Origin of the sequence: Moorena sp. SIO4G3 (assembly GCF_010692305.1) — a bacterium.
GTDB classification, from domain to species: Bacteria; Cyanobacteriota; Cyanobacteriia; order Cyanobacteriales; family Coleofasciculaceae; genus Moorena; species Moorena producens_A.
Map to the genome: position 1 here is coordinate 1 of NZ_JAAHIG010000259.1, position 12,865 is coordinate 12,865.

Genomic DNA, 12,865 nt, shown 5'->3' on the forward strand with positions numbered 1-12,865 from the left:
TAATCAAAAAGTTTTAACCCTTTTACCCATAGCCGACTAACCATAAAGGCTCCACTCTTCTAAGGTTTCGTCTCCGGCACACGGGAACGGGGGAGACCCAACGCTTAGGGAGATAAGCCCACGCTCGTTTAGTTAAATTAGGCTCGATATGCGCGTTTTTAAACGGGTATTTGGCTTAAGTACTGCCTTTGAGGATAACTAATTTTAGCGATGCAGCGCGGTCTTGGGGGTTTCCCCCACTCGCTATTGCATCAAGACAAGGCGTGTCGTAGAACTAAGAATCCCCGCTCTTATAGGGCGGGGAGTGTCAATAGATCCTTAGTCATTAGTCGTGTTATACTTAACCTATTGCCTAGTATTATAATTAGTGTTATACTTGTTATTGTGCTAGGTGTTATACTAGGAAAAGTTGCTGGTGTAGCTCAGTTGGTAGAGCAGCTGATTTGTAATCAGCTGGCCGCGGGTTCGAATCCTGTCACCAGCTTATCAAAACAATAGTTATATGTGCTTAGTCCTGTATTTCCAACTGTTCTAGGTCAGCAGGGGTATTGCAGTTAAAAAATGGCCTAGTGTCACTGACTAGCAACTCCTGTACTGGATGCTGGGCCAACCAACGCTGAAATGACCGTCCCCCTTGATTGATAAACTCAGTGAGGCTCGGTAGACACTGGCGTCGGTAAAAACCGCACAGGGGTTCCCAGCCCTTGGGGTTCCGTGGCAATAGTGCAATCGCGTAGCGTGACCTTTGGTCAATCCCATTTTCCTGAGTCTGCTGCAACTGCTTGACCCAAGCTTGCACAATCTCTGCTCTTAATTGGGGTAAATCACAAGCAAGTAACAGTACCCAATCTGTCTCAACATGAGCTAATCCTTGAGCAAATCCTACCAAAGGACCATGAGGTGTGCTCTCTTCTGGTAACGGCACTTCCCGAACGACACGACAAGCCTCAGGTAAGATATCCACGTATCGTTCTGGCCAGGGAGTGACGATATAGACTTGACCAGAGACTTGACCAGAGACTTGACCAATACAGCTGAGGGCAACATCACAAACTCTGCGCAGTAAGGGCACACCCTTGATCGCAATCAAAGCTTTATCCCTACCCATACGAGAACTTAGCCCTCCTGCAAGGACAATCCCTGAGAGGGCTAAGTCGTAATTAGTACTTGGTATAGCACTGCCCATAGTTTGGTCAGGAACAGACAAGAATTCCAGAACGTAGACTCGGAGACTCCTCAAAGATTGCCCCTCGTTCCTTTAGGTCATGCTTGAGATCCTGAGATATTCCTAAGTTATCTCCAAACTGAGTACTATCTACTCGACTACCAATCAGGTTGGCATTACTCAGGTTGGCACCACCTAGGTTAGCACGACTGAGGTCAGTACGACTCAGATAAGTACCCATCAAGTTGGCATCACTCAGGTTAGCATCACTGAGATCCGCACATCTGAGGTAGGCACGACTCAAATCAGCTCCGTTGAGCAGGGCACCGTTAAGATTGGCATCACTTAGGTCAGCTCTGCTTAAGTCAGCACCCCTTAAGTCAAAACCCCTGAGGTCAGCACCCCTTAAGTTGGCATCCTTCAGGTCAATTCTAAGTGAATTGTTAGTTGGCTCTAGAGCAACACCCTTCATTAGTTCAAGGAATTCCATTTACTACTCGAAATACACTCTGAAAGATACTAATACAACTATGAAATGCTCAGCACCCTGATAGAATCAACGGCTTAGGTTGATCACTTAGATTTATTGTCGAATTAAATTACCTCAAATTCTAATGAAAAACCAGCCTATCTTTTCAAAATTGCTAATTTTTACGACATATTGCTGATTTTTTAAGATATATGTCGTAGATTTAATTTGTAACTAGTTATACTATCTTTTCCCGCCCTATCTGGTTTCACCAATTACCATACTGTAAAGATTTAATTAATAAATTATTAAAATTAAGTATTTTGTGAAACCGCTAATATAGGAATTATAATCGATTTGTGAAAAATCCTGTGACTAAGTAAGACGGTAAATCTGTTATCTAATATACCTCTTGGCAAAGTATTTAGGTAAGCTTTTAGCCGTGAGCTTTTGGCTCACGCGTGCGCGTTCAGCTGTCAGCTGTCAGCTGTCAGCTTAAAACAAGGTATTCGGCTGACGAGTTCAACGGACTCAAAGCCAAAGACTATGAATTCCTCCCTTGGGCACCTCAAGTAGCGTGGCCGTTCGCGTAGCGTGGCCAAAAGGCCAAAAGGCCAGGGAACTGAGATGTAAGCATATGTGCTACGGGCACGCTACGCGAACAGCTTGGCACAGACTTCGACGCTGATAGCTGATAGCTGATAGCTGACGATAGGTTTTCACACTTCGTTACACAGTTAATGAAAAATTGATACAAAAATGGTATTTGATGACCATAATTAATTACAATTAATTCAGTAGCGGAAAATATTAGGTTTAAACCTATTTAACTCCGTTGCTTTTAACCCCGCAGGGTTGTTGCTTTGACGGTAATTGCCTGTCCGCTAAGGTGACAACCTTGTGGAATAATGCTGATAGTGCTCATCAATTAAAGGAGGAGAAGGATATGCGCGGTTGTTCCATGCTTCTAGCTCTTCTAGTGTTTGCTGGATTGTTGTATTTTATCGTCAATTCTGGTACGTTTGAAGGGTTGATGGACACCATAACACCCTCGGAACGGCAATTGGAATAAGCGATAGAGCTGGGCGTGGCGAGTGTGGGGAGATGGGGAGATGGGGAGATGGGGAGATGGGGAGTGAGATGATCAACAATATGCTTTGAAATTGATATTAGCAATTATTCCTTCGTTGAAGTAGTCAACACCATTACACCCATTGCTATAGCGTTTCTCATAGTAATCAGGTACACATAATTTTTACCTATTCCCGATTCCCGATTCCCGACTCCCCACTCCCGATTCCCGAGTTGATATTAATCAAGGCCTGAAACCGCTGGTCTGAGCGAATGCTGTCAAAATCTGAGACAGTTTTTGCCATCTCTCGATAGTATTCAGGATAGAAATTAATAGCCTGTTGCAAGTTATCAAGGACTAAGTCTACATTCCCTTGTAAGGCATAACAGGAGGCTTTGTGGTACCAAGCTAGGTGCAAATCGGGTTGCAATTTCAAAGCTTGGTCAAACGAATCGATGGCTTCTTTGTTTCTTCCTAATTGCCATAGGGCAACCCCTCGATTGTACCAAGCTAGGTGGTGATCAGGTTTAAATTTCAAAGCTTGGTTAAAGGATTCAATCGCTGCTTCATTTTGTCCTAATTGCCATAGGTCAAAGCCCTGGTTGAGCCAAGCTAGGTGGAGATCGGGTTTAAATTTCAAAGCTTGCTCAAAAGATTCAATCGCTGCTTTTTTTTCTCCGAAATTTGATAGGTAAACCCCCCGGATCAACCAAGTTAGGTGATCATCAGGTTGAATTTTTAAAGCTTGGTCAAAGGATTCAATCGCTGCTTCATTGTGTTTTAATTTCAATAGTGCAGTCCCCCGATTTCTCCAAAGTTGGTGGTCATGGGGTTTAAATTTTAAACCTTGGTCAAAGGATTCAATCGCTGCTTCGTTGTGTCCTAATTCCGATAGAGCAAGCCCCCGGTTGTTCCAAGCTTCGTGGATATCAATTTTAAATTTCAAAGCTTGTTCAAAGGATTCAATTGCTGCTTCTTTTCGTCCTAAATCCGATAGGACAAGCCCCCGGTTATTCCAAGCTCCATGGTCATCGGGTTTAAATTTCAAAGCTTGGTCATAGGAATCTATTGCTGCTTCATTTTGTCCTAATTCCCATAGGGAAAGCCCCAGGTTGTTCCAAGCTTGGTGGTAATCTGGTTTAAATTTCAAAGCTTGCTCATAGGATTCAATCGCTGCTTCGTTTTGTCCTATTTTTCCTAGGGCAATCCCACGGTTGAGCCAAGCTTGGTGGTAATCTGGTTTAAATTTCAAAGCTTGGTCATAGGAATCGATGGCTGCTTTTAAAGCTCCTAAATCCGATAGCGCAATCCCCCGGTGGTACAAAGCTTCGTGGTCATCCGATTTAAATTTCAAAGCTTGGTCATAGGAATCGATGGCTGCTTTTAAAGCTCCTAAATCCGATAGCGCAATCCCCCGGCTAGTCCAAGCTAGGTGGTCATCGGGTTTAAATTTCAAAGCTTGCTCATAGGATTCAATCGCTACTTCTTTTTGTCCTAAATCCGATAGGATAATCCCCCGGATTAACCAACTTAGGTGGTCATCGGATTTAAATTTTAAAGCTTGCTCAAAGGATTTGATCGCTGCTTCTTTTTGTCCTACTATTAATAGTTCAAAACCCAGAACTTGCAAAGCTTTGTGGTGTTCAGGTTTAAATTTCAAAGCTTGATATAATTTAGCTATCGCACCTTCATGATCTTTGGCAAAAATCAGTATAATTCCTAGTTCAAATAGTAAATTTACTCGCTTCTCAGGAGTTTGATTCTCTGGTTCCAATAGTTCTTCAATAGCGATAATTTTTTGAATTTTTTCTTCAGGAGTAAAAGACTGATATTTCCCATAGTCACCTTCCTGTATAATCCGAGAGTATTCTTGCTGCCAAACATCTGATTTGCTAGGAAAGTCAAACAGGCCAGAACGCCAGTCAAAAAAATCGGGAGCGCGGTGGATAAAATAATCCAGGGAAAATGACCGTAATAGAAACACAAAACAAATCTTAAAATCATCCCGAAATCGTTCTCGCTGTTGGTTGAGATGATTTAAAATATGAGGAACCCCTTTCCAACTATAGGAATAAATTGCTTTGTTATCCCATCCCTGCTGACGTTTCGTCTCTTCATACTTATAAAACGAGTGTTCTAGCCCTTGGATAAATAAAACATTGATGTGCTCCCGGTCAGGAAGATCGTGAACGATGTCGTATAAATTATCAATGGGCTCCTCCAAGCGCAACACCTCTATATTTTTCTGAGGCAAATCCTGCGTAACCTGCTTAACTAACTTTTCTCCTTCTGCCGGATAACAACGGACAAATAATAATCCAAACCCTCTGCGCCTTCGGAGGGCACGGAGTAAGTCTTGGTATTGTTCTTCTGGACTCGCTGGCGGTAAATCCTCGTCCGCATCAGTAAAGTTTACCATTAGTTGTAAGGGAGCAGGGAGTAGGGAGTAGGGAGTAGGGAGCAGGGAGCAGGGAGCAGGGAGCAGGGAATAGGGAGTAGTGGGAAGAGTGTGGGGAGATAGGGAGATAGGTGGCCTTGTTGATTTTGGGTATGATTGTGCCAAATTTGGGGAGTGATAAAACTCTCAAAGTCCCCCAAAATTGGGGGATTTAGGGGGCTTTAACAAAACCAGATGATCGCGCATTCATTCCTTAATTCAGCAACGCTACCTTACGGCTGTGAGTCTAGTTGAGCACAAGCCTCTTTAAATTCCCGAATCCCTTTAATCAGGGGATGAATATCGTACCAACACTGTCTTTCTCCTTCGTCATCAAAGTATTGATACTCTAACAAACAGCGATTGAATAATAACTGACGATACTGGTCATTATTGTATATCTGCTTGGAGCGGGAAACATCAGCTAAAATGGACCACTCGCCATCCTGAACGGTTCGGCGATAGGTATCTCGTGCATCAGTAATCGCTCGTTGCACTGCTCTGAGGGAAATGGGTAAGGTTTCGGTGCGATCAATTGCGGTTTGGATTAATAATAGCAAATTCCGTACATGACCGCCACTCATAAAACACAAGCGCTTTAAGGCTTCTTCACTTTCAAATATGTCAGTTTCTAAGGAGCGAGTGGGAGCAAATTGGCCGACTCGCTTGCTAATCACTTCTTTAATTTTATTGAATCCAGGCTCATAAAGGCTACCTTCTTTAGTGCGTACCATAATCATCGGTAAAACCTGGGCATCACCATAGATTTCTCGCAAATCATTGGCTCGCTTGGAGTACAGCATTGAAATCGGAACTGTGTAGATAATATGGCACTTTAATCCCGTTAATTGTTCACTACGGTCTAAAAAAATTTCTTCATGATTAGTTTGGTTACTCTCTTGGATAACTGGGACAATCCGGTCTAAATTATCCGCAATCACTGCTAATTTAGTACATCCAGCTGGTAAGTTCTGTTTGGCTTCTGTAATAAACTGATTCAACGCCTTTAGTAGAGTAACCGTGTGGGGATTAATTTTCTGTCGAATCTGTTGACGCAAGGTTGGTACAGCTCTTAAGTTAGCAGTTAGTTTGCCATACTGAGAAATTTGTGCTTCTACACTTAGTCCATCAAATGCTATTTCAGTCAGAGCCAAATCTTTTAACTCTTGCCAGCGGCTTTTCAGCCAGTTCAGCAACGGCCTGGGATTAGCACTGTCCTTGAGGTCTTCGAGCAAATGGCGAGTACAGGCCAGCAGAATATCAGTATATTGAGTATCTTCGGAATCCACATCTTCTTCATCTGCGGCAAAATACACCACATAGAAGTTATTTTGTTCCAAATATTGCTTCAATCGGAACAATTCTGTAGATTTTCCTGCCCCCCGATGACCTCCATATAAATGATAGGTCTCTCGCTTAGAAAGCAACATCTCTTTCCCTAAATCCACCTGGATCTCTCCATCCCCCCGCACTTCCCGACAATCGACATAAACCGGGTCTCCTGCGGGTAACGGTTGGGAGGGGTCAAAGGCATTGTAGAGGTTTTCCAGTAAATCAGTCATAGAGGGAAGGGAATAGGGAATAGGGAATAGGGAGTAGGGAGTAGGGAGTAGGGAGTAGGGAGTAGTGATAAGATTTGACGCTTTCAGTACTGAAATTGATTGTTATCACGTCCGTTATTAAGTTTTTTTGTACTCGTGCCAGATCTTTAGTATCAGTAGTAGTTTAACTGGAGAGAGTTCAAAGATGGTGTAATCGGGTGACAACACTAGGTCGCTGGATCGCTTCTATCATACTGTTTGCCTCAATTCTTATCCCCGATTCCCGACTCCCGATTCCCGATTCCCGATTCCCAATTCCCAATTCCCGATTCCCGATTCCCGATTCCCAATTCCCGATTCCCGATTCCCGATTCCCGATGCCCGATTCCCCACAACTGCCGCGAAGTCTAATCCCTAAACATCAGGAAATGAGACCAATCAAGCTGTATTAAGTTTTAGATTCACAAAAAGCTCACTATGATGAAACCAGTTAAATCAATGAATGAACTAGTAGAACGGGTATCTAAAGATCCAGAACTTGCGGAAGAAATCAAGAGAGACCCAGTGGAAACCATCCGTAGGCTTGGTCCACCTCTAGAAACGGACCGTTGGATTTACCGGATTGTGGTCAGTGCCTTGGGCGGTACCATGCTGGTAACTGTTACAGGTGCCATCGGACTGGCTGTGGCGGGTAAGGATGTTCCTGATATCCTGGTGGGGATTGGCACTGGTTCTTTGGGTTCCTTGGCTGGATTGTTAGCACCTGCCCCATCCCGAGACTAGAGGGCTGAGTGGATCACTCTTGAATGCTCAGCTCTAGTCGCTCTGCGAATCTGAGTTTAGCGGAGCGAGCACGAGGATTATGCTGGATTTCTTCAGCTTGTGCTACAGTTGGCTTTTTGGTTAGCACTCGCAATAGTGAGCAATTCGTTGACAACTCCCGGAATTTGTGCTTAACAATCCGGTCTTCCAAGCTGTGAAAACTGATAATTCCAAGTCTTCCTCCTGGTTTCAGCCAATGGGGGACAATGTCGAGGAAGGTTTCGAGGCTCTCAAGTTCCTGGTTGACGACAATCCGTAGGGCTTGAAACACCCGAGTCGCTGGGTGAATTCTGCCATAGCGGTATTTAGGGGGAACACAAGATGCGATCGCATTGGCTAATTCAGTGGTTGTCTGAAACGGACGCTTCTCCACAATCCGGCGTGCCATCCGCCGGGATAACCGTTCTTCCCCATACTTATAAAAAACATCCGCTAGCCGTACCTCACCCCAATTATTAATAATATCCTTTGCCGTCAGAGACTGGCTCTGGTCCATCCGCATATCTAACTGAGCAGCATGGCGAAAACTAAAGCCTCGCTCTGGTAAATCTAGCTGAGCTGAACTGACGCCTAAATCCGCAATAATACCATCAAATACCCTATCATTAGACTGATACTCCGCAAAATTTCCATGCCAGAAGTGAACTCGTCCGCCATAACTGGCTAACCTGGTCTTGGCTGCTGCGATCGCATTAGCATCCCGGTCAATAGCTGTAACCTCCACATCCGGTGCTGCTGCTAAAATTAACTCAGTGTGTCCACCACCACCCACAGTGGCATCCAAGTAATGACCACCAGGACAGATAGCTAGTCCCTCAATTAATTCCTGACTCAATACCGACACATGGAAAAAGGGTGTTGTATTTGTCTGTAATTGTTCATTTTCCATGTGATTTAAGCAATCCTAAGTAAGTTCTGAGGATATTAGACCTGCTGCTGTTAATCAGACCAGATTGTCCGGGAACTCTATAACTGTAACCTATCAACTGTAACCTCTCTAGTTGTAAACAGTGACTTGTCTTACTCAGCACTATAGTGAAAGGAGGGTTTCGTAACAACTATAGGCTTGATCATACTTATGAGCTATATTGAATCAATTTAGAATTGCTATAGTAGCTAATGACTAATGATAAAAGTACCCCTGTGGGTACTGTCAATCCATGACAGAAGCATCAGACTAGATTTGTCAGTCAACCAGGAAATTTGCAGTCAACTAAAAGAAAGCCGATGAATTCCAAAGAAGAAAAAGCTAAAGACCTTGAGCTTCGAGAACGAGAACTCCAGCAACGGGAGCGAGACCTTCGACTCCGGGAAATGGAAACGGAAATTTATCAAGAAGAACAACAATTTCATCAAACCCAGAAGCATCAAAAATCTGAAGGTAAACTAAAGAAGTGGGGCAGAAAGCTAGCTAGATTCGGTAAATTCTTAGCCGTTGTGATTGCTGTTGTTCTCACCATTAGAGTCGCTTATTGGCTTGCTATCGTGATCATAGTTGGAGGACTTGCCTGGTTAGGGTACGAAATTTTCTGGAAAGATGACGCTTGAATAACAAAAACAAAAGGCAATAAGGTGAAATAAATCAATTTACAATACTAAAATTTTAAAAAATTAAATAATTCCATAATATCATACAAATTTATAATTTATACTTATAAAGTATAGTCTAGGGATTCTCAATTAATTGTGATAATTTTTGTTTCCTACTCCCTACTCCCTACTCCCTACTCCCTACTCCCTACTCCCTACTCCCTACTCCCTACTCCCAGATCCGCTGTTCCCTTTGAAACCATTAATTAGCTAAGGTCAAAATAAATATGAGTACTAAAATGGAAACCACAAATTTTCTCCATGATCTCGATCGCGTTGCCAGAGTTCGTGCTGAAATCGCCAGTAATTTAAATCAAATCAATAAAAGTCTTGAGCAATCGGAATCCACAGGGGAGCAAAATTCTGGGAAATTAGGCTTAGATAGAGATATTGAAGATATCTATAAAGTCAGTAAAAATTTACAGCAGGGGCGATTTCGGCTATTGGTATTAGGGGATATGAAGCGAGGAAAAAGTACATTCCTCAATGCCTTAATTGGTGATAATTTACTGCCCAGTGATGTCAATCCTTGTACAGCTTTACTGACGGTATTACGCTATGGTGCTCAAAAGAAAGTTACAGTGTACTTTAATGATGAGACACTACCCCAAGAAATTGATTTAGAAAATTTTAAGCAGCGCTATACCATCGACCCAGACCAAGCGAAGCGACTAGAACAAGAGCAAAAGCTAGCTTTTCCTAATGTTAGTCATGCCGTGGTGGAGTATCCCTTACCGTTGCTAGAAAAAGGGATTGAAATTGTAGATAGTCCAGGACTAAATGATACGGAAGCACGCAATCAGTTATCCCTCAGTTACATTAATAATTGTCACGCTATCCTATTTGTCCTCAAAGCAACTCAGCCCTGTACTCTAGAAGAACGTCGTTATATCGAAAATTATCTTAAAGGTCGGGGATTAACGGTTTTCTTTTTAATTAATGCTTGGGATGAGATTCGTAAGGGATTGATTGACCCGGAAGACTCCGAAGAACTGGCAGCAGCTGAGGAAAAAGTCCGTCAAGTCTTCCAAGCTAACCTGATGGATTATTTTCAGGTAGAGGCACAGACTTATGAGAAACGAGTCTTTGAAATTTCTTCATTGATGGCCTTGCGTCGGCGGGTTAAAAATTCCGAGGATTCTCTTGAAGGAACGGGATTTCCTGAATTGATGGCAGCACTTAATTCATTTTTAACCAAAGAACGTGCGATCGCAGAAATGCGCCAAGCTAAAATCCTAGCTCAGCAAGTCTATAACCATGTCCATGAAGCAATTGAACGGCGGATTCCATTGTTGGATCAGGATGTTAATCAGTTGAAACAGCAGATTAACGAAGTCGCACCGGAATTTGAGAAACTGACGGAAATTCGCGATCAATTTCAGGAAGAAATCCGAATTACCCGTAACCGTACAGCAAAAGCTGTAGCTAATTCATTTCGGGACTATATTTTAAATTTAGGTAATACCTTTGAATCAGATTTTGTCCGCTATCAGCCAGATTTAGGCTTTCTGGATTTCCTGCGACAGGGGAAACGGGATGAGTTTAATGCAGCATTTAAGCGAGCCTTTGAACGGTACATTAACGAAAAGATTTCGGATTGGGAAGTCACCGCTGAGCAAAAAATAAGTCAAGCCTTTTTAGAACTAGCTAGGAGTGCCGCTAATTATGGTGCCATCTATGGTAAGATAGCCGATACCATGACTGAAAAGTTGATTGGGAAAAAGGTTTACCCCAATACCACTATGGATTCAGCAGACACTTCACCAGCCTGGGCCAGTTGGGCGATGGGATTTTTATCCTTGGCTTCAGGTAATGTTGCTGGTGTTTTTCTAGCTGGTGCTGGCTTTGATTGGAAAAATATTCTGGTCAATTGGTTTGCTGTGTGGGGAATTACTAGCTTTTTATTGATGTTTACAGGAACATTTCTAGGACCAATAAGTTTGGCTCTCATGGGTCTGGGCTTTGGCGCTTTCCAAGCGGATCAAGCTCGCAAGGAATTAATTCAAGCTACTAAGAAAGAGTTGGTGAAATATTTGCCCCAGTTGGCTGAGGAGCAATGGCAACCAATTCATGATGCGGTCAACGAGTGTTTTGATGATTATGAACGCCAGGTGATTAAACGATTAAATGATGACATTAAATCCCGCAAGGATGAGTTGGATAATTTGGTAGAGCAAAAAGAATCTAATCAAGTTAATCGCGAGACTGAGTTAAAGCGTCTAAGAAGTTTGGATGCTGAGGTTTTGTCTAAGGTTAATGGTATTGAATCCGTTTATGGCTACTTGCTAGCAGCTCCAATGTAAGCATTCAAGGGAGTAGGGAGTAGGGAGTAGGGAGTCGGGAGTCGGAGCATGTCACCTTTATAATTAGGTATATAGATCCCCCCTAACCCCCCTTAAAAAAGGGGGGAATTAGATTAAAAAGTCCCCCTTATTAAGGGGGATTTAGGGGGATCTAAATCAGAGATTAACAAAAGTTACATGCTCCCCTAGGTAGTAGAGAGTCGGAAGTGTTGAAACCATTAATTAGCTAAGCTAAAACTATAGCATTTCTAAATAGATCATGAAAACGAATGCTAATTGAGCATAACACCAAAAACTCCTCCGATATCTTGAGTACTATTCCCTATTCCCTATTCCCTATTCCCTATTCCCTGTTCCCTTTGTCTATCAACCCTATCTTTACATCTCAAATATAAATACTATAGCGTTTGTATTTGAGATGTAAACCTAGAAGGTCTTTTTTTATTGTCCAATAAAACTCCGGAGCTCTTGCCCCTCTTGCCTTTTGCCTATTGCCTTTTGCCTTTTTTGACAATACGTGTGTTAACAACCTAGATACAAACGCTATATAACTATGAGTACTAAAATCGAAACCACAAATTTTCTCAATGATCTCGATCGAGTTGCCACGGTGCGTGGTGAAATAGCTGGTTATTTAAATCAAATCAGTAATATACTGGAACAATCGGAATCCGCAGGGGAGCAAAATTCTGGTAAATTAGGCTTGGATAGAGATATTGAAGATATTTATAAAGCTAGTAAAAATTTATACCAGGGGCGATTCCGACTACTGGTATTAGGGGATATGAAGCGGGGAAAAAGTACATTTCTCAATGCCTTAATTGGTGAGAATTTACTGCCCAGTGATGTCAATCCTTGTACAGCTTTATTGACAGTTTTACGCTATGGTGCTCAAAAGAAGGTGACAGTGTACTTTAATGATGACACACCACCGGAAGAAATTGATTTTAAATCCTTTAAGCATCGCTATACCATCGACCCAGCTGAAGCCAAGCGACTAGAACAACAGAAGAAGCTAGCCTTTCCGAATGTTAGTCATGCTGTGGTGGAGTATCCCTTACCGTTGCTAGAAAAAGGGATTGAAATTGTAGATAGTCCAGGACTGAATGATACGGAAGCGCGCAATGAGTTATCCCTAGGTTACATTAATAATTGTCACGCTATCCTGTTTGTGCTCAGAGCAACTCAGCCCTGTACTTTAGGAGAACGTCGTTATCTCGAAAATTATCTAAAAGACCGGGGATTAACGGTTTTCTTTCTAATTAATGCTTGGGACCAGATTCGGGAAAGTTTGATTGACCCCGATGATACAGAAGAATTAGAAGAAGCTGAAGATAGACTACGGCGAGTATTTCAGGCTAACTTGGCAGACTATTGTCAGGTAGATGGCTATGATATCTATGATGAACGAGTATTTGAAATTTCAGCAATTAATGCCCTGCGCAAGCGAGTGAAAAATCCAGACG

At 42.6% G+C, this 12,865-nt stretch carries 13 protein-coding genes and 1 tRNA gene; 8 read left to right on the top strand and 6 right to left on the bottom strand.

Going from position 1 to position 12,865, the window contains the following annotated elements:
- The first annotated feature begins 411 nt into the window (after positions 1–411).
- Positions 412–484: transfer RNA gene (locus tag F6J99_RS31610), tRNA-Thr, on the top strand.
- A 24-nt stretch (positions 485–508) separates the two neighbouring features.
- Here F6J99_RS31610 and F6J99_RS31615 read toward each other — a convergent pair.
- Complete coding sequence (locus F6J99_RS31615; RefSeq protein ID WP_365974622.1) at positions 509–1,240, bottom strand: molybdenum cofactor guanylyltransferase; 732 nt, start codon at positions 1,238–1,240, stop codon at positions 509–511.
- The gene (locus F6J99_RS31620) at positions 1,194–1,655 is read right to left on the bottom strand and encodes a pentapeptide repeat-containing protein (RefSeq protein ID WP_293118901.1); all 462 of its coding nucleotides are present in this window, start codon (positions 1,653–1,655) and stop codon (positions 1,194–1,196) included. Before F6J99_RS31620 ends, F6J99_RS31615 begins: the two co-directional genes overlap by 47 nt.
- An 814-nt stretch (positions 1,656–2,469) precedes the next feature.
- Here F6J99_RS31620 and F6J99_RS31625 point away from each other — a divergent pair.
- Positions 2,470–2,706, top strand: coding sequence for a hypothetical protein (locus F6J99_RS31625; protein ID WP_293118903.1), 237 nt, complete (start codon positions 2,470–2,472; stop codon positions 2,704–2,706).
- Positions 2,707–2,893: 187 nt separating this feature from the next.
- On the opposite strand, the gene F6J99_RS31630 is transcribed toward F6J99_RS31625, so the two are convergent.
- From F6J99_RS31630 to F6J99_RS31640, 3 genes are all read right to left on the bottom strand, one after another.
- Entirely contained in the window at positions 2,894–5,125 is a 2,232-nt protein-coding gene (locus F6J99_RS31630; protein ID WP_293118925.1) for a tetratricopeptide repeat protein, read from the bottom strand.
- Positions 5,125–5,304 carry a hypothetical protein gene (locus tag F6J99_RS31635; RefSeq protein WP_293118905.1) on the bottom strand — a complete coding sequence of 60 codons (180 nt, stop codon included), beginning with the start codon at positions 5,302–5,304 and terminating at the stop codon, positions 5,125–5,127. The genes F6J99_RS31630 and F6J99_RS31635 overlap by 1 nt, the downstream gene beginning before the upstream one ends.
- Before the next feature lie 72 nt (positions 5,305–5,376).
- Entirely contained in the window at positions 5,377–6,705 is a 1,329-nt protein-coding gene (locus tag F6J99_RS31640; RefSeq protein ID WP_293118907.1) for an AAA family ATPase, read from the bottom strand.
- A gap of 197 nt (positions 6,706–6,902) precedes the next feature.
- On the opposite strand from F6J99_RS31640, the gene F6J99_RS31645 reads away from it, so the two are divergent.
- Positions 6,903–7,136, top strand: a complete 234-nt coding sequence (locus F6J99_RS31645; protein WP_293118909.1) for a hypothetical protein — start codon at positions 6,903–6,905, stop codon at positions 7,134–7,136.
- A gap of 46 nt (positions 7,137–7,182) precedes the next feature.
- Positions 7,183–7,467 carry a hypothetical protein gene (locus F6J99_RS31650; RefSeq protein WP_293118911.1) on the top strand — a complete coding sequence of 95 codons (285 nt, stop codon included), beginning with the start codon at positions 7,183–7,185 and terminating at the stop codon, positions 7,465–7,467.
- 13 nt (positions 7,468–7,480) lie between these two features.
- Here F6J99_RS31650 and rsmH read toward each other — a convergent pair whose 3' ends face one another.
- Complete coding sequence (gene rsmH / locus F6J99_RS31655) at positions 7,481–8,395, bottom strand: 16S rRNA (cytosine(1402)-N(4))-methyltransferase RsmH (RefSeq protein ID WP_293118913.1); 915 nt, start codon at positions 8,393–8,395, stop codon at positions 7,481–7,483.
- Positions 8,396–8,733: 338 nt separating this feature from the next.
- Here rsmH and F6J99_RS31660 point away from each other — a divergent pair, with 338 nt between their 5' ends.
- The 4 genes from F6J99_RS31660 to F6J99_RS31675 form a co-directional block, all read left to right on the top strand.
- Positions 8,734–9,054 carry a hypothetical protein gene (locus F6J99_RS31660; protein WP_293118915.1) on the top strand — a complete coding sequence of 107 codons (321 nt, stop codon included), beginning with the start codon at positions 8,734–8,736 and terminating at the stop codon, positions 9,052–9,054.
- A 281-nt stretch (positions 9,055–9,335) separates the two neighbouring features.
- The gene (locus F6J99_RS31665; RefSeq protein ID WP_365974627.1) at positions 9,336–11,399 is read left to right on the top strand and encodes a dynamin family protein; all 2,064 of its coding nucleotides are present in this window, start codon (positions 9,336–9,338) and stop codon (positions 11,397–11,399) included.
- Positions 11,400–11,668: 269 nt separating this feature from the next.
- Positions 11,669–11,794 carry a hypothetical protein gene (locus tag F6J99_RS31670; protein ID WP_293118919.1) on the top strand — a complete coding sequence of 42 codons (126 nt, stop codon included), beginning with the start codon at positions 11,669–11,671 and terminating at the stop codon, positions 11,792–11,794.
- Positions 11,795–11,952: 158 nt separating this feature from the next.
- Positions 11,953–12,865, top strand: a 913-nt coding sequence (locus F6J99_RS31675; RefSeq protein ID WP_293118921.1) for a dynamin family protein, incomplete at its 3' end; no start/stop codon positions are given.